28 protein-coding genes are annotated in these 25838 nt (G+C 65.3%); 9 read left to right on the top strand and 19 right to left on the bottom strand.

The genetic code is table 11. The annotated features are described in order from the left end of the window. Positions 1-2 precede the first annotated feature (2 nt). The 4 genes from QX121_RS15970 to QX121_RS15955 form a co-directional block, all read right to left on the bottom strand. Entirely contained in the window at positions 3-842 is an 840-nt protein-coding gene (locus QX121_RS15970; protein WP_315812442.1) for an ABC transporter permease, read from the bottom strand. Further along, on the bottom strand, positions 835-1662 hold the full coding sequence (locus QX121_RS15965) for an ABC transporter ATP-binding protein (RefSeq protein WP_315812441.1): 828 nt from the start codon (positions 1660-1662) through the stop codon (positions 835-837). The genes QX121_RS15970 and QX121_RS15965 overlap by 8 nt, the downstream gene beginning before the upstream one ends. 77 nt (positions 1663-1739) lie before the next feature. Beyond that, positions 1740-2684 (bottom strand): dihydrodipicolinate synthase family protein, encoded by a 945-nt coding sequence (locus tag QX121_RS15960; RefSeq protein WP_315812440.1) that lies wholly within the window; start codon positions 2682-2684, stop codon positions 1740-1742. Between the two features lie 31 nt (positions 2685-2715). Further along, positions 2716-3528, bottom strand: coding sequence for an IclR family transcriptional regulator (locus tag QX121_RS15955; RefSeq protein ID WP_315812439.1), 813 nt, complete (start codon positions 3526-3528; stop codon positions 2716-2718). Positions 3529-3749: 221 nt separating this feature from the next. Between QX121_RS15955 and greA the strand changes: the two genes are divergently transcribed. After that, positions 3750-4232, top strand: a complete 483-nt coding sequence (greA, locus tag QX121_RS15950; RefSeq protein WP_315795608.1) for a transcription elongation factor GreA — start codon at positions 3750-3752, stop codon at positions 4230-4232. A gap of 28 nt (positions 4233-4260) precedes the next feature. Further along, positions 4261-4725 (top strand): metallophosphoesterase family protein, encoded by a 465-nt coding sequence (locus tag QX121_RS15945; RefSeq protein ID WP_315795607.1) that lies wholly within the window; start codon positions 4261-4263, stop codon positions 4723-4725. Positions 4726-4783: 58 nt separating this feature from the next. On the opposite strand, the gene QX121_RS15940 is transcribed toward QX121_RS15945, so the two are convergent. Further along, positions 4784-7132, bottom strand: a complete 2349-nt coding sequence (locus QX121_RS15940) for a phosphocholine-specific phospholipase C (RefSeq protein WP_315812438.1) — start codon at positions 7130-7132, stop codon at positions 4784-4786. Positions 7133-7343: 211 nt separating this feature from the next. Here QX121_RS15940 and QX121_RS15935 point away from each other — a divergent pair, with 211 nt between their 5' ends. Then, complete coding sequence (locus QX121_RS15935; protein WP_315812437.1) at positions 7344-8174, top strand: MurR/RpiR family transcriptional regulator; 831 nt, start codon at positions 7344-7346, stop codon at positions 8172-8174. Positions 8175-8236: 62 nt separating this feature from the next. On the opposite strand, the gene QX121_RS15930 is transcribed toward QX121_RS15935, so the two are convergent. From QX121_RS15930 to QX121_RS31640, 4 genes are all read right to left on the bottom strand, one after another. Next, positions 8237-10870, bottom strand: a complete 2634-nt coding sequence (locus tag QX121_RS15930; RefSeq protein ID WP_315812436.1) for a TIGR02302 family protein — start codon at positions 10868-10870, stop codon at positions 8237-8239. Between the two features lie 546 nt (positions 10871-11416). Beyond that, entirely contained in the window at positions 11417-12793 is a 1377-nt protein-coding gene (gene ltrA, locus QX121_RS15925) for a group II intron reverse transcriptase/maturase (protein ID WP_409997696.1), read from the bottom strand. Between the two features lie 957 nt (positions 12794-13750). Next, on the bottom strand, positions 13751-13936 hold the full coding sequence (locus tag QX121_RS15920) for a hypothetical protein (protein ID WP_315812435.1): 186 nt from the start codon (positions 13934-13936) through the stop codon (positions 13751-13753). A gap of 11 nt (positions 13937-13947) precedes the next feature. Beyond that, entirely contained in the window at positions 13948-14124 is a 177-nt protein-coding gene (locus QX121_RS31640; protein WP_409999343.1) for an MJ0042-type zinc finger domain-containing protein, read from the bottom strand. A gap of 824 nt (positions 14125-14948) precedes the next feature. On the opposite strand from QX121_RS31640, the gene QX121_RS15915 reads away from it, so the two are divergent. The 3 genes from QX121_RS15915 to QX121_RS15905 are packed head-to-tail and all read left to right on the top strand — an operon-like array spanning position 14949 to position 16628. Further along, on the top strand, positions 14949-15320 hold the full coding sequence (locus QX121_RS15915; RefSeq protein ID WP_315812434.1) for a TIR domain-containing protein: 372 nt from the start codon (positions 14949-14951) through the stop codon (positions 15318-15320). A gap of 17 nt (positions 15321-15337) precedes the next feature. Then, on the top strand, positions 15338-16327 hold the full coding sequence (locus tag QX121_RS15910; protein WP_315812433.1) for a caspase family protein: 990 nt from the start codon (positions 15338-15340) through the stop codon (positions 16325-16327). Between the two features lie 7 nt (positions 16328-16334). Then, positions 16335-16628, top strand: a complete 294-nt coding sequence (locus QX121_RS15905) for a hypothetical protein (protein ID WP_315812432.1) — start codon at positions 16335-16337, stop codon at positions 16626-16628. Positions 16629-16780: 152 nt separating this feature from the next. Here the strand turns inward: QX121_RS15905 and QX121_RS15900 are convergent, their stop codons facing one another. Then, positions 16781-17107 carry an addiction module antidote protein gene (locus QX121_RS15900; protein WP_315812431.1) on the bottom strand — a complete coding sequence of 109 codons (327 nt, stop codon included), beginning with the start codon at positions 17105-17107 and terminating at the stop codon, positions 16781-16783. Positions 17108-17238: 131 nt separating this feature from the next. Between QX121_RS15900 and QX121_RS15895 the strand changes: the two genes are divergently transcribed. Both QX121_RS15895 and QX121_RS15890 read left to right on the top strand, forming a co-directional pair. Further along, entirely contained in the window at positions 17239-17445 is a 207-nt protein-coding gene (locus QX121_RS15895; protein ID WP_315812430.1) for a hypothetical protein, read from the top strand. Next, positions 17438-17734: a type II toxin-antitoxin system RelE/ParE family toxin gene (locus QX121_RS15890; protein WP_315736211.1), complete on the top strand. Its 297-nt coding sequence runs from the start codon at positions 17438-17440 to the stop codon at positions 17732-17734. Before QX121_RS15895 ends, QX121_RS15890 begins: the two co-directional genes overlap by 8 nt. Positions 17735-17740: 6 nt before the next feature. Here QX121_RS15890 and lysA read toward each other — a convergent pair whose 3' ends face one another. The 3 genes from lysA to argH form a co-directional block, all read right to left on the bottom strand. Beyond that, positions 17741-19006 carry a diaminopimelate decarboxylase gene (lysA, locus tag QX121_RS15885; RefSeq protein ID WP_315812429.1) on the bottom strand — a complete coding sequence of 422 codons (1266 nt, stop codon included), beginning with the start codon at positions 19004-19006 and terminating at the stop codon, positions 17741-17743. Positions 19007-19346: 340 nt separating this feature from the next. Further along, entirely contained in the window at positions 19347-19640 is a 294-nt protein-coding gene (lptM, locus tag QX121_RS15880) for an LPS translocon maturation chaperone LptM (RefSeq protein ID WP_315736209.1), read from the bottom strand. A gap of 83 nt (positions 19641-19723) precedes the next feature. Further along, positions 19724-21115: an argininosuccinate lyase gene (gene argH, locus QX121_RS15875; RefSeq protein ID WP_315812428.1), complete on the bottom strand. Its 1392-nt coding sequence runs from the start codon at positions 21113-21115 to the stop codon at positions 19724-19726. A 101-nt stretch (positions 21116-21216) separates the two neighbouring features. Here argH and tlpA point away from each other — a divergent pair, with 101 nt between their 5' ends. Next, on the top strand, positions 21217-21906 hold the full coding sequence (tlpA, locus tag QX121_RS15870) for a thiol:disulfide interchange protein TlpA (RefSeq protein WP_315812427.1): 690 nt from the start codon (positions 21217-21219) through the stop codon (positions 21904-21906). Between the two features lie 9 nt (positions 21907-21915). Here tlpA and QX121_RS15865 read toward each other — a convergent pair whose 3' ends face one another. The 6 genes from QX121_RS15865 to QX121_RS15840 form a co-directional block, all read right to left on the bottom strand. Beyond that, positions 21916-22113 carry a putative motility protein gene (locus QX121_RS15865; protein ID WP_315736206.1) on the bottom strand — a complete coding sequence of 66 codons (198 nt, stop codon included), beginning with the start codon at positions 22111-22113 and terminating at the stop codon, positions 21916-21918. A 79-nt stretch (positions 22114-22192) separates the two neighbouring features. Then, positions 22193-23071, bottom strand: a complete 879-nt coding sequence (locus QX121_RS15860; protein WP_315812426.1) for a 3-hydroxybutyryl-CoA dehydrogenase — start codon at positions 23069-23071, stop codon at positions 22193-22195. Between the two features lie 99 nt (positions 23072-23170). After that, positions 23171-24115, bottom strand: coding sequence for an electron transfer flavoprotein subunit alpha/FixB family protein (locus tag QX121_RS15855; protein ID WP_315736204.1), 945 nt, complete (start codon positions 24113-24115; stop codon positions 23171-23173). Next, positions 24115-24864, bottom strand: coding sequence for an electron transfer flavoprotein subunit beta/FixA family protein (locus tag QX121_RS15850; protein ID WP_315777790.1), 750 nt, complete (start codon positions 24862-24864; stop codon positions 24115-24117). Before QX121_RS15850 ends, QX121_RS15855 begins: the two co-directional genes overlap by 1 nt. A gap of 118 nt (positions 24865-24982) precedes the next feature. Beyond that, positions 24983-25555, bottom strand: coding sequence for a cob(I)yrinic acid a,c-diamide adenosyltransferase (locus QX121_RS15845; protein ID WP_315812425.1), 573 nt, complete (start codon positions 25553-25555; stop codon positions 24983-24985). A 44-nt stretch (positions 25556-25599) separates the two neighbouring features. After that, positions 25600-25794 (bottom strand): twin transmembrane helix small protein, encoded by a 195-nt coding sequence (locus QX121_RS15840; RefSeq protein ID WP_015664263.1) that lies wholly within the window; start codon positions 25792-25794, stop codon positions 25600-25602. Positions 25795-25838 lie beyond the last annotated feature (44 nt).

The raw sequence follows: 25838 nt of genomic DNA, 5'->3' as shown, positions 1-25838 counted from the left end.
CTTTATTTTTTGCGGTTGGCGCCCCAGTGCACGACCTTGGCCTCGCACCAGCGCACGATCCCGTGCAGCACAATGCCGAGCACGCCGAGAATGATCAGCGCCGCGAACACGCCGGCGACATCGGAGACCGCCTGCGCCTGGGTGATGACGACGCCCATGCCGCGCTGCGCGCCGAGGAACTCGGCGACGATGGCGCCGAGCAGCGCATAGACCACCGCCATGTCGAGGCCGGCGAAGATGAAGGGCGCGGCATTCGGCAGCTTGACGATGCGATAGGTCTCGAGACGCGACGCCGACAGCGAGCGCATCAGGTCGATGCGCTCCGGCTCGACGGCGCGCAGGCCAGTGAAGCTGTTGATCAGCACCGGGAAGAACGACAGCAGCGCCGAGATCGCGATCTTGGAGCCGTCGCCGAAGCCGAACCAGATCACTATCAGCGGCGCGATCGCCACCTTGGGCAGGCTCTGCAGCGCGAACGCATAGGGCATCACCAGCCGCTCGATGGCTTCGACCTCCGCCATCAGCGAGCCGATCACGAGGCCGAGCCCGACGCCGATGGCGCAGCCGACCGCGGCGTTGCTGAGCGTGCTCCACAGCGGCAGGTAATAGCCGAGTGGACTGGCCGGGCTGACCGCGAGCCCGGACCACAGCGCGCGGACGACGGCTTCGGGCTTCGGCAGGATGTAGGACGGGATGTTCAGCAGGTTGACCGCGGCAATCCAGCTCAGGATCAGCACCGCGAGACCGATCCAGGCGATCGGCGATCCCAGGCTGAGGCGTCGGCGCGGCCTGGCTGGTTGATGTGACATGGCTGAAACGGCGACGTTGGCGAGATCAGTCATGACCGTGCTCCTGCGCGTTGAGCAATCCACGCACCTCCTTGGCGAGCCGTGCATAGTCCGGGTGCAGCACGATGTCGTCGAAGGTACGCGGCCGCGGAATCGGCACGTGGAGATCGGCGAGGATGCGGCCGGGGCGTGCCGACATCACGATGACGCGGTCGGCGAGGAAGATGGCCTCGGAAATCGAGTGGGTGATCAGCAGGATGGTCTTGCCGTTCTCCTGCCAGATGCGCTGCAGCTCGAGGTTCAGGCGCTCGCGCGTCAGCGCGTCGAGCGCGCCGAACGGCTCGTCCATCAGCAGGATCTCGGGATCGCGCGCCAGCGCACGGCAGATGCCGGCCCGCTGCTGCATGCCGCCGGACAGCTCGTAGGGATATTTGTCGCCGAAATCGGCGAGACCAGTGACGGCAAGCAGGCGCTCGATGCGGTCGCCCGCCGGTCCATGCTTGCCGCCGACGCGCAGCGGCAGCCGCACATTGTCACGCACCGTCATCCACGGCAGCAGGTTGGCAGCCTGGAACACCACGCCGACCTTGCGCGAGGGCCCTGCGACCGTCTCGCCGTCGAGCAGTAGCCGTCCATCGCTATAGCCGTCGAGCCCGGCGAGCAGACGCAGCAAGGTGCTCTTGCCGCAGCCGGAGGGGCCGACGACGCAGACGAACTCGCCCGGCTTGATGTCGAGCGAGATCCGGCTCAGCGCATGGACGGCCGCGCCCGAGGCCGAGACGTAGGTCTTCGACAGCTGGTCGATCGCGATGAGCACATCGTTCGGCGCGTCCGTGGCGCGCCGTGGCGCATTGTCGACATCCATCATCAGCATGAGCGTCCACCCGGAATGTTATTCGTTGTCGTCTGGAGTGACGGCCGGGCCACACCCGACCGTCGCTTGTCGATCAATCAGGCCGCAGCCTGCACCGTCAGACCGGCAGCCGCGACCGCGGCGCGGATCGCGGCCATCTCCTCGGCACTCGGCGCATGCGTCGGCGGCCGCACGGTAGCGTCGCTGATGACGCCGGCGACCTGCATCGCCGCCTTCATGCGGCCATGCGCCTCGCCGGTCGGCTCGCCGCCGCCATAGACGGCGTCCTTCAGCGGATCGATCATGCCCTGCAGCTTCATCGCAAGCTTGAGGTCGCCGGCAGTGACGGCCGCGAACAGATCGTAGATCAGATCCGGAATCAGCGAGGCGAAGCCGACCAGCGCGCCGTCGACGCCCTGCACCATCGAGGCCAGCAGATATTCGTCGTGGCAGGTCAGGAGCGCCTTGTGCGGCGCCGCCGCACGGATCGCCTTGAGGTCGCGGGCATATTTGTTCATCTCGCGGGTGCCGATCTTGAACGCCTGCACGTGGTCGAGGCGGGCGAGCTCGGCGAGCAGCTCGGACGAGAACGAGGCGCGCGTCCAGGCGGGATAGACGTGCACGATCAGCGGCAGCCTGGTCGCCTCGCCGATCGCGCTGAAATAATCCAGGCAGTGCTCGCGCTTGAAGCCGAAGCGCAGCCAGTGATGCGGCGGCATGATGTCGAGCGCGGTGGCGCCGGCTTCCTTGGCCATCAGCGCATGCTCGATGCCGTCCTTGATGCCTTCGCACACGACAGAAGAAATGGTCGGACAGATGCCGGTGAGCGCCTTGGCTACGATGCGCGTCACCTCGGCGCGCTCCTTCGCGGTGAGGCTGAACACCTCGCCGGTGTGGCCGTTGGTCATGATGCCGACGATGCCGCGGCGCTTGCCGAGCCAGGCCGCGTAGCGCGACAGCTCGGCCTCGTCGATCGAATGGTCGGCGTTGAAGGGGACGGCGATCGCCGGGATGATCCCCTTGAAGTTGGTCATGACGCTCATGCTTGCTCCTGTTTCGTCACATCGATGTTCATCATTTCGAGACCGTCGCGGTCGCCCCGCCCATCGCCTCCAGAGCCCGCGACAGCTGAGCGGCCGCTCTGAGCAGCGGCGCCACGCCGAGCCGCTCGAAGTCGTCCGCCGTGATGCGCATGGTGGGCGCAGCGATGCTGATCGCCGCGAGCGGAATGCCGTCGCGATCGATGACCGGTGCCGCGAGCACGCACAGCCCGGGCGCATTTTCCTGATTTGACAGCGCGTAGCCGGCCGCCTTCACCTGACGCAGACGCTGCAGCAGCGCGTCGAGCTCGGTGATCGTGGTCTCGGTGCGCTTGATGCGCGGCTGCGCCTCCAGCACCTGGATCTGCGTCTCGACCGGCAGCAGCGCGAGAATGGCCTGGCCGACCGCGGTCGAATAGACCGGCGCCCGGCTGCCGATCCGCACGTCGACGCCGAGCCGGACCAGGCCGGCCTGGATGCGCTCGACATAGACGATGTCGCTGCCGTCGAGCACGGCGAGCGAGGCGGCCTCGTTCATCTCGCCGACCAGGCTGCGCAGGATCGGGCGCGCCTGGGTGCGCAGCTCCGAGCGCGCGATCGCGTTGAAGCCGAGGTCGAGACATTTGAGCGTGAGGCGAAAGCGCCTGGTGTCGCCGACCTTCTCGACATAGCCGAGCATCACGAGCGTGTTGAGCAGGCGGAACGTGGTGCCCTTGTCGAGGGCGGCGCGGCGCGCGACGTCGGCGAGCACCAGCTCGGGCTCCTCGCTGGTGAAGGCGTTCAGCACCTGAAAGCCCTTGGCCAGCGACTGCACAACGCTTTTGCCAGCCTTGCTGTCCTCGTCCACTTGGAGGCTCCGACGTTTCCTGACTGACGCCGGCCTTGACGACCGGCATTTTGATTTGTATGGTTCGGATTGCGAACTATAGTTCGTATATTAGAATGCGCGTAGCCGCTTCTGTCAAGCGCGCTCGCACGCCGCATGCGCGCACGGCTTGAAATCTGCGCAGCCGGCATGATCTCTCCCTGAGGGCCGCGACATCTCGCGGCCTTTTTCAGGAGTCCGGCGTGAGCGTCGCATTCACCAAGGAAGAGAGCGCCGAAACGGCCGCCGAAACGCAGCTGCCCGACCGGCCGGTCTCGCCGCATCCGAATCTCGTCACCGAGGCGGGACTCAAGGCGCTCGAGAGGCAGTTGCGCGAGGCGCAGGCGGCCTATGAAGCGGCGCAGGAAATCGAGGACGTCAACGAGCGGCGACGGGAGTCGGCGCTGCCGCTGCGCGACGCGCGCTACTTTGCAGCGCGTGTCCGGACCGCGCAGGTGATGCCGGCGCCGACATCGACGGAGCAGATCGCGTTCGGCAGCACGGTGACGTTCAAGCGCGGCGACGGCCGCGTGCAGACCTACACGATCGTCGGCGAGGATGAGGCTGATCCGAAGCGCGGCATGATCTCGCACGTCTCGCCGGTGGCTCGCCTGCTGATGGGCAAGTCGGCCGGCGACGTCGTCGAGGTTACCGGACAAGAGCTGGAGATTCTCACGATCGCCTGAGGCGGTACCATCACGCCGGCAGGAAACGATGCTCAAAGTTGGAATCATCTCCGACACGCACGGGCTGCTGCGGCCGGAGGCAGTGCGATGTCTGTCGGGCGTCCATCACATCATCCACGCCGGCGATATCGGCCGGCACGAGATCGTTGACCGGCTTCGCCTGATCGCGCCGGTGACTGCGATCCGCGGCAACATCGACACGGCAGACTGGGCGAATGCATATCCTGCGACCGAGACCGTCAGGCTCGGCACGCATGCCGTCCATGTCGTGCACGACGTCCACGACCTCGCGATCGATTCTGCAACGTCGGGCATCGACATCGTCGTGTCTGGTCACTCGCATCGCGCGGGCATCGAGAGGCGCGACGGCGTGCTCTACCTGAATCCAGGCAGCGCAGGGCCGCGCCGCTTCAAGCTGCCGATCACGCTGGCGACGCTGAACATCTCCTCAGGCCAACTGTCACCCGCGATCCACGATCTCGGCAGCGCCTGAAGCAAAGCGAAAGGGCGCCCATGGGCGCCCTCCCCGAACCTCGTATGAGATGCATCGATCAGAAGCGATCGGCCAGCGCCATCCCGGGGTCGCTGAACGAGGGACGGCCGGTCTCGACGTGGCCGGCGACGCGGCGATAGAAGCTGTCGTCGGTGTCGCTGGTGACGACGAAGTCGTACCAATGGCCCGACTTGCGCAGTTGCCAGTACAGCTCGCCGTGGCGTCCGGGCGCGGATACCTTGACCGTCCACGACGTGGACGGACCGCCATGGCCCGGTCCGGGGAAGAAGGTCGGCGCGCCGAAGCCGAAGCCCGGAGCATCGAAGTCGGGAGCCGAGCGGAAACCCGGCACCGCGCCAAAACCCACCGGATGGAAGCCGGGCAGCGGACCGAAGCCGGGACACCGCGGCTCCAGCGCAGCCGAGACCGAGGCGGTGACGGCCTGCAGCGGCCCATAGATCTCGTTCGACTTCACCGTGAAGCTCGCGCGGGCATGGCCGTCGTTGCGCAGCTGCATGTGCAGGCCGCCCTCGAACACGTTGTAGCCGACGAAGATCTCGGGGTTGGCGGCATTCTGCCGCCTGACCTTGTCGAGGTCGCCCCTGAAATGACGGTGGAAGCCGTTCGGGCCGAGCACCCAGAGATCATATAGGCCGTCGCTGCCGACGCTCCATTCATCGTCGATCATCTTGCCGGCCTCGACGGTGTAGCGGCGCGGAATGAGATCGAGATGCTGCTTGTCGTAGACGTGGAACACGGCGCCGGCAAAGCCGGTGTTGGCGAACAACAGCTTCACCTTGCCCGCGGCGGCGTCGACCTTCGCGGTGGCGTGCAGGATGTAGGGCAGCGGACGTGAATAGCGCGCACCGCTCTCCTGAAACAGCGGCTGCGGTGTCGCGGGCGCGACCGGCGCCGGCAGGGTCTTCTGGTGCGCGTCCGAGGCCTGCCAGTTGCTCTGGTCGGGCAGCTCCGGGAAGCGCGGATCGTTCGGGCTGGCGAAGTCGAACGCCGAGGTGAGATCGCCCGAGATGGCGCGGTGCCAGGGGCTGATGGCGTCGACCTTGATGCCGAAGCGCTTCTCGAGAAAGCGACCGATCGAGGTGTGGTCGAACACCTGCGAGTTGACCCAGCCGCCCTTGCTCCACGGCGAAACGACGTACATCGGCACGCGCGCGGAGAGGCCCCAGGGACGGATGTTGCCGCTAATCGTGTCGGTCGCGGTCAGCACGTTGCCGACGGAGTTGGAGAAATACTCGCCATCGAGCGGCAGCGTCGCCTTGCCCATCAGCTTGCCGTTGATGTCATAGGACGGCACCGCCGGTGCCGGCAGATGATCGAAGAAGCCGTCATTCTCGTCGAAGGTCAGCAGGAAGACGGTCTGGCTCCAGACCTCGGGATTGGCGGTCAGGGCTTCCAGCACCTGGTCGGTGAAATTGCCGGCGCGGGTCGGACTGCCGCCGCCGGGATGCTCGGAGTTGGCCTGCGTCGGCAGGATCCACGACACCTCCGGCAGCGTGCCTGCCATCACGTCCGCCTTCAGCCGGTCGAGATAGTCCGGACCGCCGGTCAGGCCATGGACGTAGTTCGGATCACCCGGCTGCGCGTGACGGAAGCTGGAGAACGCGAGGCAGCCGTGCATCGCGCCGGTCCAGTTGTCGTTCATGTCCTGATAGATGTGCCAGCTCACGCCGGCCTTGTTCAGGAGATCGGGCAGCGTATCCCAATTGAAGTCGCTGCCGACATATTTGTAGGTCGCCTGCGGCTGCGGCTGGCCGGCGACCCAATTGTGCGGATTGGGCCAGCAGCGCAGGTTGTTGGGCTCGGAGTCGTTGGTCGTAGAGTTGATGCCCTGCGCGCGCAGCGCCGGATTGAAGTTGGAGCCCGACCAGAACACGATGCGGTTGGGATCGGTGCCGGTGGTGATCGAGGCATGGTAGGCGTCGCACAGGGTGAAGGCCTCGGCGAGCGCGAACTGGAACGGGATGTCGTCGCGGCCGAAATAGCCCATCGCATAGGGCGTCTTGTACTTCGCCCAATAGCCCATCTTGCCCTGATTCCAGGCCGCCTGGCTGTCGCCGAACGAGTGCGGCGTGCCGTAGCCGACCAGCGCGTTGGAGGTCGTGGAGTCGCGGTGATAGGGCGGAATCTCGCGGCTGCCGTCGGACTGGAACCAGACCGGCTTGCCGCTCTCCAGCGGGATCGGGAAGCGGTCGCCGAAGCCGCGGACGCCGCGCAGCGTGCCGAAGTAGTGATCGAAGGAGCGGTTCTCCTGCATCAGGATGACGATGTGCTTGACGTCCTGAATGGTGCCGGTCCGGCGCCGTGCCGGAATGGCCAGCGCCTGGCGGATGCTGGCGAAGGCAGCCGCCGCCGTGGCGCCTGCCAGAAAATCGCGACGTGTTGTCATGCTGATACGACCTTTTGAAATCTTGAAGAACGTATTCAGGGTTGGCGGGGCGAGCCCGCCCTGCTCCTGCGAACGTCGCTGGCGTATCAGCGCGACTTGACAGCGCTGTGAAATTTTTATTTACGAAATGAATCTGAATGAGATTTTCTCAGTATCGGGGCGCAGCGTGACGGGATCGACCTTTCGTTCTGGGCCGGGCGTGAACGGCATCTTGTTTCGTATTCGCGAGTTGCAGAACGAGCTGCCGCCAAAAGCGCGGCAGATCGCGGAGCTGGTCATCGCCCGGCCGGAGCCGTTCATCCACATGTCGATCACCGAGGTCGCGGAAGCCTGCGGCGTCAGCGAGGGGACGATCGTGTCGTTCTGCCGGCGGGTCGGGGTGCGGGGGTTTCAGGAGCTCAAGATCATGCTGGCGCGGGACCTGATCGAGCCGGTGCGGCTGATCCAGGAGGACCTGCATCGGGGGGATGATCCGGCGACGGTCACCGACCACATCTTCGCGGCGCATGCCGCCTCGCTGCAGGAGACGCGGCGGCTGCTGTCGATGGACGCGCTGGCGCAGGCGGCGAAGCTGCTGCGGCAGGCGCGGCGCGTCGAGATCTACGGCATCGGGAGTTCGGCGCCGATCGCGCAGGATCTGTCGTATCGCCTGCTGCAGCTTGGGCTGGCGGCCAATGCGATCGTCGATTCGCATGTCCAGGCGGTCAGCGCCGGGATGACCGGGCCCGACGTCGCGACCGTCACGGTGTCGCATTCGGGCAGCACGGTCGAGACCGTGCTGGCGACGCGGCTGGCGCAGGCGGCGGGCGCGCGCACCATCGGCATCACCCGGCTCGGCAAGTCGCCGCTGGCGGCGCATTGCGAGGTGCTGCTCTACACCGTCGCCAACGAGACGCGCTATCGCCCGGAGGCGATGAGCAGCCGGGTCGCGCAGCTCGCCATCATCGACACGCTGGTCAGCTGCTGCGCCCTCACCGACACCGAACGCTCTGTCGAGAGGCTGCAGCACGCGGCGCGCATCCTGTCCGAGAAACGCTACTGACCGACGCGGCCTCCGGTCAAAACGGTGAGCCACGGGGATGATCTCCCGTGGCCGATCCATCCTCAATAGTCCTTCAGCAGCCGCTCGATGTAGTCGAGCTCGAGCTGCGGCCGCGACTGATCGCCGAGACGGCGGCGCAGCTCCTCAAGGATGCGGCGGACGCGCTGCACGTCGATCTCGCCTGGGATCTTCTGGGAGAAATCGTCGATGTCGCGGCCGGGATGCATCGGACGTCCGAGCGGATCGGTCTGCTGCGCGCCCTGCTGGCGGCCGGCGCGCTGACCGGGGCCGTCGCCGGGCTGGTCGCCGTCGCCCTGCTGCATCGCCTCGGCGAGGCTCTGTGCGCCCTTGCGCAGCGCGTCCAGCGCCTTGCCCTGCGATTCCACCGCGCCGTCGGCATTGTTGTCGCCGAGCTGACTGCCGGCATCGCCCATCGCGCTGTCGGCGTCGTCGAGCCCGTCGCCGGAATCGCCCTGGTCGCCTTGATCACCGGGATCGCCCTGCTGACCCTGTTGCCCCTTCTGGCCTTTCTGACCCTTCTGTCCCTTTTCGCCCTTCTGGCCCATGCCGCGCTTGGCGAGCTGATCCTGAAGCTGCTTCAGCCGGTCGCGCAGCGCCTGCTGGTCCTGCTGCAGGTCGCCCATGCTCTGGTCCTGGTCGCCCTGCTGCTTGTTGCGGTTGCGGCGCGAATCCTGGCCCTGCTTGAAGGTCTTGTCGCGGAGCTGCTGCTGCTTGCGGATCATGTCGCCGAGCTCGTTGAGCGCCTGCTCCATGTCGTTGTCGCCGCCCTGGTTGGGCTGCGCCATCTGCAGGTTCTCCAGCATCTGCTGCAACTGCTCGAGCAGCTCGCGCGCGCCCTCCTTGTCGCCCTGGCGCGACAGCCGCTCCATGCGGTCGATCATGTTCTGCAGGTCCTGCTGGCGCAGGATCTTGGTGTTCTGGTCGAGCGGCCGCTGCGCAGCTTGCGGGTTGTTGCGCAATTGCTCGGCGAGCTGGCGCATGTAGTTGTCCATCGCCTTGCGCAGATCCTCGGCGAGCTTCTTGATCTCCTCGTCGCTGGCGCCGCGCTCCAGCGCCTGCTTCAGCGCGTCCTGGGCCGCGCGTAGCGCCTTGTCGACGTCGGAGATGTTGCCGTCCTCGATGGTGACGGCGAGCGCCCACAGGCTCGCCACCACCTCGCGCAGCGCATCGTCGGTGCGCGAGGCCTCGAGCTGCCGGGTCACCGAGCGCAGGCCGAGATACTGGCCGGGCTCGGGCGTGAACAGCTCCGGCGCGATCGCCAGCGCATCGAGCGCGGTGAACACGTCGGCATTGCGGTTGCCGTCGAGCGCGAGGATCCGCCGCTGCTCGATCAGCGCCCGCGCCAGTGGCTTGGTGAACAGCCGCTCCGGCAGCCTGGTCTCGAACGGCTCGCTGGTGCCCTCGTTGCCGGCCTCGTCCTTGGCCGTCAGCGTGAGCGTGACGTCGGCGCCGGCGTACGGGTCCTCGCTGAGATCCTTGACGGTCTGGCCGACGCCGTTGCGGGTGCGCGCGTTCGGCAGCACCAGCGGAAACTCCGGCGGCTGGAACAGCGGCCGTGCGGCGGGCGCGTCGGCCGTCTTGCTCTCGGCAGCCTTGCTTTCGACAGGCCGCGCGGTGACCCGGGCGCGGGCTTCGGTGACGCCGTAATCATCCTCGAGCTTGTAGGACAGCTTCAGCGAGCCGCGCGCCTGCCGCTCGGGGTCCTTGGCCATGCTGATGACCGGCGGCTTGTCCGGCGTCGCCGCGAACACCCATTGCGGCTGCCCCGAGGGCGCGCGGACGTGAACGGTGCCGTCGGCCTTGATCGTGTAGTGCTTCTCGGTGGTGCCCTTCGGCGCCGCCTCGCCGGCCGCGCCCTCGCCGGGCGCCGCCTCGGCGACGCCGCCACCGGTGATGACATCGAGATTGCCGCCGCTGGAACGCACGATCAGCGTCGAGCCCTGGGGCACCACGATCGGGCCGCTCGACGGCACCGCGCCCTCCTTGTTGGCGGCGGACAGGATGATCGGCGGCTTGGCGGTGTAGAGCGGCGGCTTGACCCAGGCATCGACCCTGATCGTGACCGGCGTCAGCACGCCGTTCCAGTCGAACGCCGAGGCCACCCGCAGCGCCCGCTCGTCACCGGCCGCGATAGAGGTCGCAACCAGCAGCACGACGACCAGCGCGCGCACAGCCCAGGGATCGTGCAGCGACAGCCGCGGCCGCGGCGTCCCGGCGCGGATGCGCTTGATCGAGGCCAAAGTGCGCTCGCGCTGCGCCTGCCACAGCGCGCGGGCCAGCGGATCCTGCGTGGTGAGCGTGTCGGTGAGCGCGGTGGCGGGGCGATGGGCGATGCCCGAGCCGCGATCGAGCCGCGCCAGGCCCTCGTCGCGGGTCGGCCAGCGATAGCGCAGCATCGGCACGGCGGCGCCGAGCAGGAGCAGCAGAAACAGCCCGACGCCGATCATGCGGACCGTGAACGGCAGGCCGAGCCAGAGGCCGGCCCAGGAGACGATCAGGAACAGACCGGCGACCGTAAGCAGCCGAGCGAGATGCGGCCAGCCGCGCTCCCAGGCGATGGCGAGACGCGCCCGCTTCAGCGCCTGCGCCAGCTTCAGCCGCGCCAGGCCATCATGCGTCAGGCCATCGGGCGTGCTGCTTGCCGGCCCGGCCGGCTCGGGGGTGATGCCGCTCAACAATCTCTCCAGGTTGCCCGGATGTTCAACCTAGCACAAAGGCAGCCGTGAGGCACCCGCTCTGCGCGGGCTTTCCCGCCGCCGGCCGCGGTTCACACGGGAGTGTGACCGGCCGGGTTCCCGGAAAGCTACGGGGCGCACGGGGGCCTCGTGGTTCGAGACGCGCCGCTTGCGGCGCTCCTCACCATGAGGGGTAAGCTCAGAGATCGTAGATTCACCTGCCCAAGATTCATGTTCCGGGCACCACCTTCGCTCCTCACCCTGAGGAGCCCGCCGCAGGCGGGCGTCTCGAAGGGCGAGGCCCGCAACTGTAGCCTGCGTGGACCGATGAGACTGACGTAGCGACCGCATCTGCAGCTTGCACGTCGCATGGAGATCCGTTCTCGCGGCGCGTTGTCGCCCGAGCTTTTCAAGAAGGCGTCACCCTCGGAAAGCGAGGGCGCAGGGAAGGCCGGGTGCAGGCTGATCGGGATAGGGGGGAGTCTCGCGACTCCACCCCTCCCACACCACCGTACATACGGATCACGTATACGGCGGTTCGGCGGATTAAGCGGCTTTGCGGGCTGCGAGGAAAGGCAGGCCGAGTGAGGCGAACAAGGACCTTGGCAGAGCGTTGGCCAGTGCGGCGCTGTTGGCGAGCCGCCAGGGACCACGTGGGTTGCCGGCGGTTTTAAGCGCCGTCTCCCGGTCGACGCCGCGGCGTCGCAGCTCGTCGAAGCGAGTAGGACCGCACTTCCATTGGGTCCAGACGACGGCGCGCAACCGCCGCCTGATCCACTCATCGAGCTTGCGCAACACCGACGGCGTCTCGCAGAACCCGAAGTAGCCGCGCCATCCCTTCAGATACAGCGCCAGCTTCTCGATGATCTGCTCCAGGCTTCGGCCAGACTGTCGCCCCGTCAGCTCCCGAACTCTCGCCTTGCAACGGGCAATGGCCTCAGGCGCGATGCGCCGGCGCGGCTTCTTCCCCTGCGTAAAGCTGAAGCCCAGGAACTTGCGGTGGCTCGGTCTGGCGACCGCGCTCTTGGCCCTGTTCACCTTGAGCTCGAGGCGCCGTTCCAGGAATCTCTCGATGCTCGCCATCACCCGCTCGCCCGCCTTCCGACTGCGCACATAGATGTTGCAGTCGTCGGCATAGCGCACGAAGCGATGACCTCGCCTCTCCAGCTCCTTGTCCAGCACGTCCAGCATCAGGTTCGACAGCAGCGGCGAGAGCGGCCCGCCTTGCGGCGTTCCTTCCTCCGTCGGGCTGACCAGCCCTCCCTCCAGCACGCCCGCAGTCAGGAAGCCGCGGATCAGCTTCAGGAGTCGCTTGTCGGCAACCCGCTTGGCGACCAGCCCCATCAGGATGTCGTGATTGACCCGGTCGAAGAACTTCTCCAGATCGATATCCACCACGACCGCGTGCCGGGACGCAATGTAGGTCTGCGCCTTCGCCACCGCCTGATGCGCCGAGCGGCCCGGCCGGAAGCCGAAGCTCGTCTCGGAGAACGTCCGATCCCATTCGCTTTGCAGCACCTGCAGAACCGCCTGCTGGATGAAGCGGTCGAGCACCGTCGGGATGCCGAGCAGCCTGACGCCGCCCGATGCCTTCGGAATCTCGACACGCCGCACCGGCTGCGGCTTGTAGGTGCCGTCGAGCAGTTGGGCGCGGATCGCGAGCCAGTTCACCTTCAGGTAGGCCGGCAGATCATCCACGGTCATCCCGTCGACCCCCGCCGCGCCCTTGTTGCGCTTCACTCGGTCCAATGCCTTCTTCAGGTTCTCACGTGCGACGATCCTTTCCATCGACGGTCCCGCGACCGCCGTCTGATCGAGACAGGCTTTCGCCGCGCGAGCTTCGGCCGCCCCGGCGCCGGCCCGCGGGGCTTCACCCCTCGGTCCGGGGCGAGGGTTCAGATTGCTCTGAGCTTCCTGCCGCATTGGGTCGTGCGAGATCACCGCTCCACCAGAACTTCCATCGTTCGGGCCTTCGGCGGTACGCTGCCGCCTACTATGCCCTCTGCTGACTTCTGCGTCGCGTTCAGATCGCCTTGCAACGACCTCAGTCCCGTTGCCGGGACACGACGCAGATCTCCCGAGGTAAGACCGACCGCCTTCACCGCATGCCCGTCGGATCTACCACCCCGCCCCTTGATGACCGTGGACTTCGCGATTGGTGGCTCGCTCGTCCGGCCGGGTAGGCCTCACATCCGATGTTTGTTCATCGGGCCGCGGCTTTGCTCCACGCTGTCTTCAGACCCCACCTCGCGATGACGCCCTTGCGCTTCGCTAATCCTTCGCCGCCATCAGGCTGGATAGAGGACTTCCACCTCCAAGCTGTCGTTCATACTCGGCACACCGCCCATGGTCCGCGTGCAACAAAAAGCACGCGGCAGAACCACAGGCTCAGCCGAGATCACCCGGCCTTCCCTGCGCGATGGTGTTACGATTTATACGCGATCTTCCCGGGGATCGGCTGTCTTGCCCCCGTCGCCGGCGATTCGTCACCGCCAACTTGGCATCAGCACCGGGATGCCAGAACCACGCGACTTCACCGTCGCACCGGGATCGTTCGTCCGCGCGAGCAAGCCCACGCTGCGCCCCAATGCGCCCACCGCATCCCGCACCCGACGTCCGTGACGACCGCGAAGCGCCCCCTCAGCGGGACGGGATGCGGGGAGTAGAGCATGATTTCGGATAAAACGCAAGAGGGAATTTGTAGAGCGGCTGCACAGAGTGACTCGCGTTGAAAATATCCGCGAACTGGTCGTTCGCGTCACGAGGCAAATGTTTTGCGCAGCACGAGCAGCATCAAGCCGACCAGTTAGGTGCAGTCCCGCAGCGACACCTGTGCCCCCGGCACGGCGCCCTAAATCGTCCGGATAGCACTGATCCGACTTAGCTATTGCTCTGCCAGCCGCTTGCTGCATCATCGAGCCGCTGCTGCGCATATTCAGTCGCCTCCGCCGAATTGCGAAGGTCCGGGTTGAAAATGATGCGGCTTCTTTCGCCACCACTGTCCACCGTATAGCGGACATGCCAGTTTCCGCTCTTGTCCTGACGAACTCCTAACACCGCTGCCATTATCGCCTCCGTCATCGACCGTCGGGACGCTTGACAAGCGTATATTCAGGCCATTGCGTGGCGTTGCTCCAAGCCGCCAGCCGCTCCCCGCAGACATCGCATTCGACTGTATCCGTGTCGGGGATCGGCATCCTCACGTACTTGACTTCATATACAGCACCGCAGTTCGGGCATGTTTCTTCGGCCATAGCTCGCTTTCCCTCTTTAGCAACTTCGGCCATGCTTCCGCCGGGCTAGCGAATCTCACAGATCCAACCCACCGCCGCCCTTGGCGTATCGGAGAGGCCTCCCTCGGCGCCCTCAGCACAATTTCCAGCTGATACGCAGTCCCCGGATTCAGAGTTGGCTCATTCGCTTATTGAAAGCGGCCAAGTAACACTCCTCCGCACCATGGGCAAAACCCGAGGCCAAATATTACTGGACACCTACGTCGTCGCCATCCCTTTCGCGCTGCACCAAAGAAGCGACACGAGACGGCGGGGCTGTTCTCCAGCCCAGGCGGGCTATTTGTCCACAGTATCGAATTAAAACAGATAAGACGAAGCACGCAAAGATTGCAAGAAAACAAACACAAACCTACATGCTTTCGAACGGCCGAACCATAGAGCTTCCCCTTCCACCGCGTTGCCGGCCTGACGGAGTTTTGGGCAAAGAGGAGATCGAAACGATGTTGCCAGCACGCACTATCATTTTCTGCCAGCAATGGTCTGACTCCCACGGCCAGGACGGAAACACATACTGGCTGGGGCTAGATCCACTAAGGGCTACTACGCAGAGCCATGGGACCTTCGTTCTCGGTCAAAAATGCCGAACGCTAGCCGAACTCGAACAAATAGCGCGACAGCTTCACGAGCAGATCATCGATGCCGTAACCTCGGCAAGGGAAAAATTGCAGCCGAACCCTACACCCGCAGGTTTTCGGACCTAAGCCTACTCTGAATGACGCCTCTCCAAGCGTCCCTGACGACATTTTATCCGTGTAACTACCAGCGCACATATCGGAGATTAGATCATGGCCGGAAAGAAGGTTGTCTTTGTAGCATTTGCGATTGAGGACGAGCGGCAACGGGATTTTCTAAAAGGGCAAGCGCTGAATACAGCCTCGCCATTTGAGTACATCGATATGTCAGTGAAAGAGGCGTACGAAACGGACTGGAAGGAAAAGGTCCGCACGCGCATTAAACGGTCGGACGGCGTTATCGTGCTTGTAAGCAAGAATTCGCTGAAGTCGTCGGGCCAAAAATGGGAGATTGATTGCGCAAGAGAGGAGAAAAAGAAGGTCCGCGGGATTTGGGCCTATACAGACGACCGAACAAAACTCGAGGGCGTGAACACCGCGGTTTGGACCTGGGATAATATTACCAGCTTTATCAACAGTCTCTGACCTTACTGGCTCGCCAAATGCGCAAGGCTCTCGTCGTCGGCATTGACTACTACAAGCATATCACTGGACTAAGCGGTTGCGTGAATGATGCGCATGCGGTCAAGGCCATGCTGGATCGACACGCGGATGGCTCGGTCAACTTCGGTACCCTTTCACTCACGTGCAGCGGGGAAGACAGTTTATTGACAAAGAGAATCCTCCGGAACGCAGTGCAGGAGTTATTTGCAGGTGATAGTGATATCGCTCTTTTCTACTTCGCTGGTCATGGCTACATCGAGGAAACTGGGGGTTACTTGTGTGCAGCTGATTGCGAAAGTGGCGAGGACGGCCTGCCACTCAATGACTTGATGGTGTTCGCGAATAGCTCGCGTGCGAAGAACAAGGTTATCGTTCTCGATAGCTGTCACAGCGGGATAGTCGCTCAACGCGAGGATGGAAAAGGGTTAGCCGAGATCAAAGAGGGCATGACAATTCTGACCGCATCAACGGCGGACCAGTATGCCAAGGAGGTTCCGGGCGGGGGCGCGGGGGTCTTTACGAATCTGTTCATTGACGCCTTAGGCGGAGCCGCCGCAAACCTCGTGGGTGAAGTAACTCCTGGAGGAGTGTACGCCCATATTGACCAGTCACTCGGACCGTGGGCCCAACGTCCGGTTTTCAAAACGAATGTGAGGACTTTCGTCTCACTTCGTAAGGTAACACCGCCTCTAGAGCTAGCCGACCTCCAACGGATTGCCGAGTTTTTTCCGGCGCCGGGCTACGAGTTAAAGCTAGACCCGTCTTTCGAACCAGAGCGAACGAAAGAACAGGCGAACGATCAAACGATTCCGCCGCCCGACCCTAGAAACACCGCCATCTTCAAGATTCTACAAAGGTATAACCGAGTGAACCTGCTCGTACCTAACAATGCTCCGCACATGTGGCACGCGGCGATGGAGAGAAAGTCATGCTCGCTTACTGCGTTGGGAGAGCACTATCGTAGGCTTGTTGCCAACGGCCTGATATGATCGCCGCATGAAAGCAGATCAAATCACAAAGACACTCGACGACTTGATCGAGACGCTTGCTGCCGTCGAACATGAGCGCTGGTCACACTGGCAGCGGTATGTGCACCAGCATGGTATTAGCCAATCGGATGGTTCGCTGGTGATACCAGCCGATCTTGTTATTCGATGGGAAAATCAGATCATAACGCCTTATGCAGAGCTGAGCGAGAGGGAAAAGGAAAGCGACCGTGAACAGGTGAGGAAATACTTGCCGTTAATCGTGCGGGCGCTTGCGCGGACTGACCATGAAGACTCCAACTGAATCGGTCTCGGGAATGTTCGCGACCAAGCCAGCGTGCCGACGTATCCGTTGCGATCATTTGCTCGACGTCGATCCGCGAACGGATCACCCCGGCCTGATCCGCCCTTGACCAGCAACTCGGAATTACGGTGACGCTGCATGAAACCTGGCGCCTACGGTCGCAACGCTGCGGCTTTCGTCTTCGGCTTGGCGCGGGCCGGCTCGGCCGTCAGCCGGATTCCCATCGCGGTGATGATGCGAAGGACGGTCGCGAACTCCGGGTTGCCGTTTTCGCCGAGGGTCTTGTAGAGCCCCTCCCTGGTCACGCCGGCGGCCTTTGCGACCTGGCTCATGCCCTGCGCCCGGGCGACGAGATTGAGAGCGTCGCGGACCTCGGCGGGATCGCCATCGGCGAGCACGATGTTGAGATACTCGGCACGGGCGGCCGGTGTGCGAAGGTGCTCAGCGGCGTCGAACTTCTTCAGCTTGCTGACCTTCATCCTCAATCCTCCAATGTCGCCGCGAGGTCCTGGGCCTTCCGGATATCCTTGTCCTGGGTCTACTTTGTCGCCCCCGCGGCAGACTGGAACACCCCCTCGCATGTCCCGACGACCCGTGTTATTTTGCGGATATGACCGATGCAACCACCCGTGCAATGCCTTCCGCTCTGCCGCCGAGCGAAGCCGAGCTTGCCGAATGGCGGGCTTTGAGCCGCGAAGAGCAGCTCGCGCGCTACCGCGAGGTTCTGCAGCATCCCGACTGCGAGCGCATCAGCTGCTCGACCATGAGCGATATTCGCGCTGAGGCCCAACGGCGCGCCGCGGCTCGCCGTGGCTGAGTTCAAGCTCTCAGCCCGCGCCGAGGCTGATCTGCTTGAAATCTACGATTATACGAACAGCACTTTTGGTACGTACCAAGCCGACGCCTACCATGCCGGGCTTGAGCGGACGTTCGATCTGCTGGCGAATTTTCCGCGGATCGGTGCGAGTGTGGACGATATTGCGCCCGGGCACCGGCGGTTTCGGTTCCAGGCGCATATCGTGTTCTACACCGAAGATCGCGACGGCGTCGTGATCCGCGCCATCATGCATCACTCGCGCGAGATCAGGCCCGATCTGTTCGATTGATCGTCCTCACAGCCAGGGCGCCGGCGTGTCCATCGCGATCAGCTGCTCGACCTCGATCCGCGGGCGGATCACCGCGGCCTGGTCGCCCTTGACCAGCACCTCCGGCACCAAAGCGCGGGTGTTGTAGGTGCAGGCCTGGACGGCACCGTAGGCGCCTGATGTCATGATGGCGAGGAGGTCGCCCGGCTTGGGCTCGGGCAGCGTGCGGTCCAGCGCAAGGTAGTCGCCGCTCTCGCAGACCGGGCCGACGACGTCGGCTGTGAAGGACGGCGCACCCGGCGCCGGCTGGACCACCGGCAGGATGTCGTGATGGGCCTCGTAGAGCGTCGGGCGGATCAGGTCGTTCATTGCGGCGTCGATGATCACGAAGTTCTTGGCCTCGCCATGCTTCACATAGATCACCTTGGCGACGAGGATGCCGGCATTGCCGACGATCATGCGGCCGGGCTCGAACATCAGGGTGCAGCCGAGATTGTGGCTGACGCGCTTGACCATGGCGGCATAGGCCGCGGGCTCCGGCGGCACCGCGCGGTCCATGTGATAGGGGATGCCGAGGCCGCCGCCGAAATCGACATGGGAGATGTCGTGGCCGTCGGCGCGCAGCGTCTGCACGAATTCGGTCAGGATGCGGAACGCGGTCTCCATCGGACCGAGATCGGTGATCTGGCTGCCGATATGGACGTCGACGCCGGTGACCTTGATGCCCGGCATCTTCGCCGCGCGGGCGTAGACGCGGCGCGCGTGCTCCAGCGGGATGCCGAACTTGTTCTCCGACTTGCCGGTCGAGATTTTTGCGTGCGTGCCGGCATCGACATCCGGGTTGACGCGCACGGAGATGCGGGCGGTGTGGCCGGTCTCCTGGGCGAGGCGCGCCAGCAGATCGAGCTCGGGCTCGGACTCGATGTTGAGGCAGTGGATGTCGGCCGCGAGCGCGGCGCGCAGCTCGGCCTCGGTCTTGCCGACGCCGGAGAACACGATCTTGCGCGAGGGGATGCCGGCCGCCAGCGCGCGCTTCAATTCACCGCCGGAGACGACGTCGGCGCCGGCGCCGAGATTGGCCAGGGTGCGCAGCACCGACTGGTTGGAGTTGGCCTTCATCGCGTAGCAGATCAGCACGTCCTGGCCGCTGAAGGCGTCCGCGAACACGCGGTAGTGCCGCTCCAGCGTGGCGGTGGAGTAGCAGTAAAACGGCGTGCCGACGGTGGCGGCGAGTGAGGTGAGATTGACGGCCTCGGCGTGCAGCACGCCGTCGCGGTAGTCGAAGTGATTCATGGGTCTGATCCGCGCACGGGGCCGCGAGAAGGTTGATTGTGGCGGCGAATTGCCGGGAAATGAGCCGGAATGTCAATTGAAGCTGCCGTCCTCGCCGAGGCACAGATGCCGCGCCGTCCGGGCCTCATGGTTCGAGACGCGCCGCGCGCGGCGCTCCTCACCATGAGGGTGGAGATCTCGCCGGGGGCCAGGTCGCGCCACAAGTTCAGTCCTCGTCCTGAGGAGCCCGCCGGAGGCGGGCGTCTCGAAGGACGGTGGCGGCCTAGGTGCCTGCGCAGGCGTCGGTCGGATGCGATCTCCCCCGGAGAAGGGGTGGTGTCCGTCGCGGGCGCGTCAGCCGCTATTTGCTGTCGAGCAGCGGGTCGAGGATGAAGGGTTTCTTCTGGCCGCGGGTGGCGGCGGGGGCGGCGTCGGCGCCGTAGCCGGAGTTGAACAGGCCGGGCTTGTTCGCAGCTTCCGTCGCGGTGTCGGCGGGAGCGGCCGACATTTGCGGGGCCGGCGGGGAGTTGGCCGGCAGGTCCAACGGGCCCTTGCGCCCGCAGGCGGCGAGCAGAAGGGCTGTGGCGCCCAGGACGAGGACGACCCGGGCGGCGGAGGTTGGACGACGAGCGCGATTCACGTGTGAGATCCCCATGCGGGCGGCACCATACAGAGATTGCCCCGATGTGGCGAGTGCCGGAGAGCCACGCCACGCCGGTCAAATTTCAGACAGCAGCCCTACTTTCGCTGTTTTTCCAGCCGCTTCAGCCAGCTCTTGGCCTGCGCGGCCACGTTCTTCGGCGCGGTGCCGCCGTAGCTGGTGCGGCTCTTCACGGAGGACTCGACCGAGAGCACGCCGAGCACCTCGACGGTGATCTTCGGCTCGACCTCCTGCATCGCCGTCAGCGGCAGCTCGTGCAGGGCGACGCCCTGCTTGGCGGCCAAGACCACGATCCGCCCCGTCACGTGGTGGGCCTCGCGGAACGGCATCTTGAGCGTGCGCACCAACCAGTCGGCGAGGTCGGTCGCCGTCGCATAGCCCTCGCCGGCCGCGGCCTTCATGCGGGCTTCGTCCGGCACCAGGTCGAGCGCCATGCCGGTCATAGCGCGGATGGCGAGCGACAGCGCCGCGAAGGCCTCCATCGCGCCCTGCTTATCCTCCTGCATGTCCTTCTGATAGGCGAGCGGCAGGCCCTTCATGACGATGAGCAGCCCGTTCAGCGCGCCGATGACGCGGCCGGTCTTGGCGCGGACCAGCTCGGCGGCATCCGGATTGCGCTTCTGCGGCATGATCGAGGAGCCGGTGGTGAACTTGTCCGACAGCTTGATCAGGCCGACCAGCGGCGAGGTCCAGATCACGATCTCTTCGGCGAAGCGCGACAGATGCACGGCGCAGATCGAGGCCGCCGACAAGGTCTCCAGCACGAAATCTCGGTCGGACACCGCGTCCAGCGAATTGGCCATCGGGCGCTCGAAGCCGAGCGCCTCGGCGGTGGCGTGGCGGTCGATCGGGAACGAGGTGCCGGCGAGCGCGGCAGCCCCCAGCGGCGATTCATTGAGGCGCTTGCGGGCGTCGAGGAAGCGGCCGCGGTCGCGCCCGGCCATCTCGACATAGGCCAGCAGGTGGTGGCCGAAGGTGACGGGCTGGGCGGTCTGCAGATGGGTGAAGCCGGGCATGACCGTGCCGGCGTAATCGAGCGCGCGGGTCGCGAGCGCATGCTGGTAGGCGGCCAGCGCGGCGTCGATGTCGTCGATGGTGTCGCGCACGAACAGGCGGAAGTCGGTTGCAACCTGGTCGTTGCGCGAGCGCGCGGTGTGCAGGCGGCCTGCGGCCGGGCCGATCAGCTCGCTGAGCCGGCTCTCGACATTCATGTGAATGTCTTCCAGCGCCCGCTTGAACTGGAACGAACCCTTGGTGATCTCTGACAGAATCGTGTCTAGACCCTTGCCGATATTTTTCGCATCAGTCGCGGTGATGATGCCCTGGGCGGCGAGCATGGCGGCATGCGCCTTGGAAGCGGCAATGTCCTGTGCGTAGAGGTGGCGATCGACGTCGATCGAGACGTTGATGTCCTCCATGATCGCGTCGGGACGCTCCGAGAACCGTCCGCCCCACATCTTGTTGCTCATGCCTGAACCGCTTCTTAGACCTTGCTGACCGCCATGGGATGGGACACACCGTCCGGCGCCGCCCCGAAACTCGCGCTCCTGATAGCCGCAACCGACCCGAGATGACAAACGATAAGCCTGACCCGTCCCCTGCCCGCCCCGCCCGCTCGCGCCGGACGCTGCTCGCGGCCAGTGCCGTCGCGCTCGTCGCCGCGGCCGGCATCGCCGCGGTGGCCTTTGGCGGATTGCTGAAGGGACGGCCGTCGGGCGACCAGGCGTGCCAGGCGGCGGTCGCCACCGCCAAGCGGATCGCGCCGCTGATCAAGGGCGAGGTGGCGGCGCTGACGGCGGCAACAGTGCCGCTGCGGCTGCCGGATCTCGCCTTCGAGGACGCCGCAGGCGCGTCGAAGAAGCTGTCGGATTTCCGCGGCAAGACGGTGTTATTGAACCTGTGGGCGACATGGTGCGTGCCGTGCCGCAAGGAGATGCCGGCGCTGGACTCGCTGCAGGCCAGGCTCGGCGGCGACGATTTCCAGGTGGTCGCGGTCAACATCGATACCCGCGATCCGGAGAAGCCGAAGGCGTTCCTCAACGACGCCAAGCTGACCCGGCTGGCCTATTTCAGCGATCCGAAGGCCAAGGTGTTCCAGGACCTGAAGGCGGTCGGCCGCGCCCTGGGCATGCCAACCTCGGTGCTGGTGGATTCGAATGGCTGCGAGATCGCGACCATCGCGGGTCCCGCCGAATGGGACAGCGCCGACGCGGTCAAGCTGATCCAGGCGGCGACATCGAAGGCGGCCGCGGGCCTGTAACCAGAGATATCAGGCCGCGATGTTGAGATTGCCGCCGACGCCGGGGCCGGCATTGGCGAGCGACAGCGTCTGCTGCGCGCCGCCGAGCAGCGTCATGACGGCATCCTTCTGGGCGTTCAGGTTCTGCTTCATCACCGACGTCGCGACCTGCTGCTGAATCGCACCCGTCTGCTGCGCCATGACCGCAGCCACCAAGCTCATATCCATACGCGCTTACCTCTCTGGGGCACACGCTAGCCGAGGAGGCTTAACGAAGCGTAGCGAGGGAGCCGCGGTGGCGGGAAATCTAGCGCGTCGGCACCGGCTTGGGGCCGCGATAGTCGTAGAAACCGCGCTGCGTCTTGCGGCCGAGCCAGCCGGCCTCGACGTATTTCACCAGCAGCGGACACGGCCGGTATTTGGAGTCCGCCAGCCCCTCGTGCAGCACCTGCATGATGGACAGACAGGTGTCCAGGCCGATGAAATCGGCCAGCTCCAGCGGGCCCATCGGGTGATGCGCGCCGAGCTTCATCGCCGCATCGATCGCCTCGACGTTGCCGACGCCCTCATACAGCGTGTAGATCGCCTCGTTGATCATCGGCAGCAGGACGCGGTTGACGATGAAGGCCGGAAAATCCTCGGAGACGGCGACCTGCTTGCCGAGCCGCCCGACGAACTCCTTGGCCGCCTCGAAGGTGGCGTCGTCGGTGGCGATGCCGCGGATCAGCTCCACCAGCTCCATCAGCGGAACCGGGTTCATGAAATGGATGCCGATGAAGCGCTCGGGGCGGTCGGTGCAGGCGGCGAGCCGGGTGATCGAGATCGACGAGGTATTGGAGGCGATGATCGCCTCCGGCTTCAGCACCGCGCACAGATCGTGGAAGATCTTGCGCTTGACGTCCTCCTTCTCGATCGCCGTCTCGATGACGAGATCGCAGTCGGCCAGCCCGTCGAGGGTTTCGCTGATCGAGATATGGCCGAGCGCCTGATTGCGGGCCTCCTCGGAGATGACCTTCTTGGCCACCTGACGGGTCAGGTTGCCGTTGATGGTGGCCATGCCCGACTTCAACCGGTCGGCAGTGACGTCGTTGAGCACCACGTCGAGCCCGGCCAGCGCGGCGACATGCGCGATGCCGTTGCCCATCTGTCCTGCGCCGATCACACCGAGCTTGTTGATCTGAGCCATGTTGTCATCCACCCGGACGGCACGCCTGCTGCGCCCGTCCATGCCCTTGGAAGTGAGAACACCGGCCGCCGCGGTCCCATGCGGCCGGTGCCAGCAGCGTTATTTGCCGAGCTTGCCGAGCGCCTCGGTCAGCTCGGGAACCGCCTGGTACAGGTCGGCCACCAGGCCGTAATCGGCGACCTGGAAGATCGGCGCGTCCTCGTCCTTGTTGATCGCGACGATCACCTTGGAGTCCTTCATGCCGGCCAGATGCTGAATGGCGCCTGAAATGCCGACCGCGACATAGAGCTCCGGCGCCACGACCTTGCCGGTCTGGCCGACCTGCCAGTCGTTCGGCGCGTAGCCTGCGTCAACCGCGGCACGCGAGGCGCCGACGCCGGCGCCGAGCTTGTCAGCCAGCGGCTCGATGTATTTGGCGAAGTTCTCGCGGCTCTGCATCGCGCGGCCGCCTGAGACGATGATCTTGGCCGAGGTCAGCTCGGGACGGTCGCTCTTGGCGACCTCCTCGCCGACGAAGGTCGACAGCGCCGGATCGCCGGCCGCCGCGACGGTCTCGACCGACGCGCTGCCACCCTCGCCTGCCGCGGCGAAGGTCGAGGTGCGCACGGTGATGACCTTCTTGGCGTCCTTCGACTTCACGGTCTGGATCGCGTTGCCGGCGTAGATCGGCCGCTCGAACGTATCGGGCGCGACGACCTTGATGATCTCCGATACCTGCATCACGTCGAGCAGCGCCGCGATACGCGGCATCACGTTCTTGAAGCGCGAGGTCGCGGGCGCGACGATCGCGTCGTAGTTCGCGGCGAGCTTGACGACGAGGTCGGCGAGCGGCTCGGCGAGATCGTGCGCGTAGGCCGCGTCGTCGGCCAGCAGCACCTTCTTGACGCCGGCGAGCTTGGCGGCGGCATCCGCCGCGCCCTTGGCGCCCTGGCCCGCGACCAGCACGTCGACATCGGCGCCGAGGGCAGTGGCCGCCGTCAGCGCCTTGTTGGTCGCGTCCTTGATCCCGGCATTGTCGTGTTCGGCAATCAGCAGCGTGGCCATCAGAGCACCCCCGCCTCGGTCTTGAGTTTGTTGACGAGCTCGGCGACGTCCTTGACCTTGACGCCGGCCTTGCGGCCCGCCGGCTCGGTGGTCTTGAGCACCTCGAGCCGCGGCGTGAGATCGACGCCGGTGTCGGCGGCGGTCTTCTCGGCGATCGGCTTCTTCTTCGCCTTCATGATGTTCGGCAGCGACGCATAGCGCGGCTCGTTGAGGCGCAGGTCGGTGGTGACGATCGCCGGCCCCTTCAGCTTCACGGTCTGCAGGCCGCCATCGACCTCGCGGGTGACCTTGAAGTCGGAGCCGTCGACCTCGAGCTTGGAGGCGAAGGTCGCCTGCGCCCAGCCGAGCAGCGCCGCCAGCATCTGGCCGGTCTGGTTCGAGTCGTCGTCGATCGCCTGCTTGCCGAGGATGATCAGGCCCGGCTGCTCCTCCTGGGCGACGGCCTTGAGGATCTTGGCGACCGCCAGCGGTTCCACGTTGCCCTCGGCCTTGACCAGGATGCCGCGGTCCGCGCCCATCGCGAGCGCCGTGCGGATGGTCTCCGAGGCCTGCGCGGGGCCGATCGAGACCACCACCACCTCGGTCGCCTTGCCGGCTTCCTTCAGCCGCAGCGCTTCCTCGACGGCGATCTCGTCGAACGGATTCATCGACATCTTGACGTTGGCGAGCTCAACGCCCGATCCGTCGCTCTTGACGCGGACCTTGACGTTGTAATCGACCACCCGCTTGACCGGCACCAGAACCTTCATCGATCCTCTTTCGCTCTAAATTGTCCGGGGTTGACCTTTCGGGCGCGGAACCTAAAGCCCCCATCCCCCCCGGTCAACGCGCGACGGGCGAAAAAACGCAGGCCCGCACGCCGCCGGGTTAACGGTTTTGCCCGGGCACCCACAACACGTCGCCGGCGCCGTTCCGGTTCGCCGCCCGGCTGGCCACGAACAGGAAATCCGACAACCGGTTCATATAACGAATGGCGGCCTCGCTGACCGGCTCGTCGGGCTTGCCGGCGAGCTCCGTCATGATCCGTTCCGCCCTGCGGCAAATGGTACGCGCGACATGCAGATGCGCCGCCGCCGCGGTTCCCCCGGGCAGCACGAACGACGTCAGCGGCGAGAGCCGTTCGTTCAGCGTATCGATGTCACGCTCCAGGCGGTCGACCTGGCTGGCGACGACGCGCAGCCGCTCCGCCTTGCCCTCGCGCTGCGGCACGGCCAGATCGGCGCCGAGGTCGAACAGATCGTTCTGGATCAGGCCGAGCATCGCATCGATCTCGGGCGCATCGGCCAGATGCAGCCGGGCCACGCCGATCGCAGCGTTGGTCTCGTCGACGGTTCCATAGGCGGAGACGCGCAGATCGTACTTGGGACGGCGCTCGCCATTGCCGAGCGCGGTCGTGCCGTCGTCACCGGTCCGCGTGTAGATGCGATTCAGGACCACCATGCTGCTTCTCAACGTCCATTTCTCGACGCCTCGGCGTCTCGGTCTCAGCGTCCCATCGCCCAGATCGCCGCCATGGCAATGACGACCGCGACGAACTGCAGGATCACCCGCCAGCGCATCAGCTTCTGCGACAGGTTCGGCGAGCCGCCGCGCGTCATGTTGACGAGGCCGAGAAACAGCACCAGGGCGACCGCGCCGACGGCGATGGGAAGGATGAATTTACCGAGAAGTGAAGCCATCGGGGCTAGATAACACCGCAGACGCAAGAGCGCCATGGCGGATC

The sequence above is a fragment of the Bradyrhizobium sp. SZCCHNR2028 genome (assembly GCF_032380995.1).
Taxonomy (GTDB): domain Bacteria; phylum Pseudomonadota; class Alphaproteobacteria; order Rhizobiales; family Xanthobacteraceae; genus Bradyrhizobium.
The sequence above is the reverse complement of the archived record's forward strand: the minus strand, read 5'-3'. Positions and strand labels throughout refer to the sequence as shown.

Excerpts from the sequence above, each read along its gene's own strand:
- QX121_RS15895 (WP_315812430.1), top strand. The coding sequence starts at position 17,239 with ATGACCGATGCAACCACCCGTGCAATGCCTTCCGCTCTGCCGCCGAGC.
- QX121_RS15960 (WP_315812440.1), bottom strand. The coding sequence starts at position 2,684 with ATGAGCGTCATGACCAACTTCAAGGGGATCATCCCGGCGATCGCCGTC.
- QX121_RS15905 (WP_315812432.1), top strand. The coding sequence starts at position 16,335 with ATGAAAGCAGATCAAATCACAAAGACACTCGACGACTTGATCGAGACG.
- QX121_RS15945 (WP_315795607.1), top strand. The coding sequence starts at position 4,261 with ATGCTCAAAGTTGGAATCATCTCCGACACGCACGGGCTGCTGCGGCCG.
- tlpA (WP_315812427.1), top strand. The coding sequence starts at position 21,217 with ATGACAAACGATAAGCCTGACCCGTCCCCTGCCCGCCCCGCCCGCTCG.
- QX121_RS15940 (WP_315812438.1), bottom strand. The coding sequence starts at position 7,132 with ATGACAACACGTCGCGATTTTCTGGCAGGCGCCACGGCGGCGGCTGCC.
- lysA (WP_315812429.1), bottom strand. The coding sequence starts at position 19,006 with ATGAATCACTTCGACTACCGCGACGGCGTGCTGCACGCCGAGGCCGTC.
- QX121_RS15965 (WP_315812441.1), bottom strand. The coding sequence starts at position 1,662 with ATGCTGATGATGGATGTCGACAATGCGCCACGGCGCGCCACGGACGCG.
- QX121_RS15910 (WP_315812433.1), top strand. The coding sequence starts at position 15,338 with ATGCGCAAGGCTCTCGTCGTCGGCATTGACTACTACAAGCATATCACT.
- QX121_RS15865 (WP_315736206.1), bottom strand. The coding sequence starts at position 22,113 with ATGGATATGAGCTTGGTGGCTGCGGTCATGGCGCAGCAGACGGGTGCG.
- QX121_RS31640 (WP_409999343.1), bottom strand. The coding sequence starts at position 14,124 with ATGGCCGAAGAAACATGCCCGAACTGCGGTGCTGTATATGAAGTCAAG.
- argH (WP_315812428.1), bottom strand. The coding sequence starts at position 21,115 with ATGAGCAACAAGATGTGGGGCGGACGGTTCTCGGAGCGTCCCGACGCG.
- QX121_RS15915 (WP_315812434.1), top strand. The coding sequence starts at position 14,949 with ATGGCCGGAAAGAAGGTTGTCTTTGTAGCATTTGCGATTGAGGACGAG.
- QX121_RS15855 (WP_315736204.1), bottom strand. The coding sequence starts at position 24,115 with ATGGCCACGCTGCTGATTGCCGAACACGACAATGCCGGGATCAAGGAC.
- QX121_RS15840 (WP_015664263.1), bottom strand. The coding sequence starts at position 25,794 with ATGGCTTCACTTCTCGGTAAATTCATCCTTCCCATCGCCGTCGGCGCG.
- QX121_RS15970 (WP_315812442.1), bottom strand. The coding sequence starts at position 842 with ATGACTGATCTCGCCAACGTCGCCGTTTCAGCCATGTCACATCAACCA.
- QX121_RS15860 (WP_315812426.1), bottom strand. The coding sequence starts at position 23,071 with ATGGCTCAGATCAACAAGCTCGGTGTGATCGGCGCAGGACAGATGGGC.
- lptM (WP_315736209.1), bottom strand. The coding sequence starts at position 19,640 with ATGGGGATCTCACACGTGAATCGCGCTCGTCGTCCAACCTCCGCCGCC.
- QX121_RS15920 (WP_315812435.1), bottom strand. The coding sequence starts at position 13,936 with ATGGCAGCGGTGTTAGGAGTTCGTCAGGACAAGAGCGGAAACTGGCAT.
- ltrA (WP_409997696.1), bottom strand. The coding sequence starts at position 12,793 with ATGCGGCAGGAAGCTCAGAGCAATCTGAACCCTCGCCCCGGACCGAGG.
- QX121_RS15900 (WP_315812431.1), bottom strand. The coding sequence starts at position 17,107 with ATGAAGGTCAGCAAGCTGAAGAAGTTCGACGCCGCTGAGCACCTTCGC.
- QX121_RS15845 (WP_315812425.1), bottom strand. The coding sequence starts at position 25,555 with ATGGTGGTCCTGAATCGCATCTACACGCGGACCGGTGACGACGGCACG.
- QX121_RS15850 (WP_315777790.1), bottom strand. The coding sequence starts at position 24,864 with ATGAAGGTTCTGGTGCCGGTCAAGCGGGTGGTCGATTACAACGTCAAG.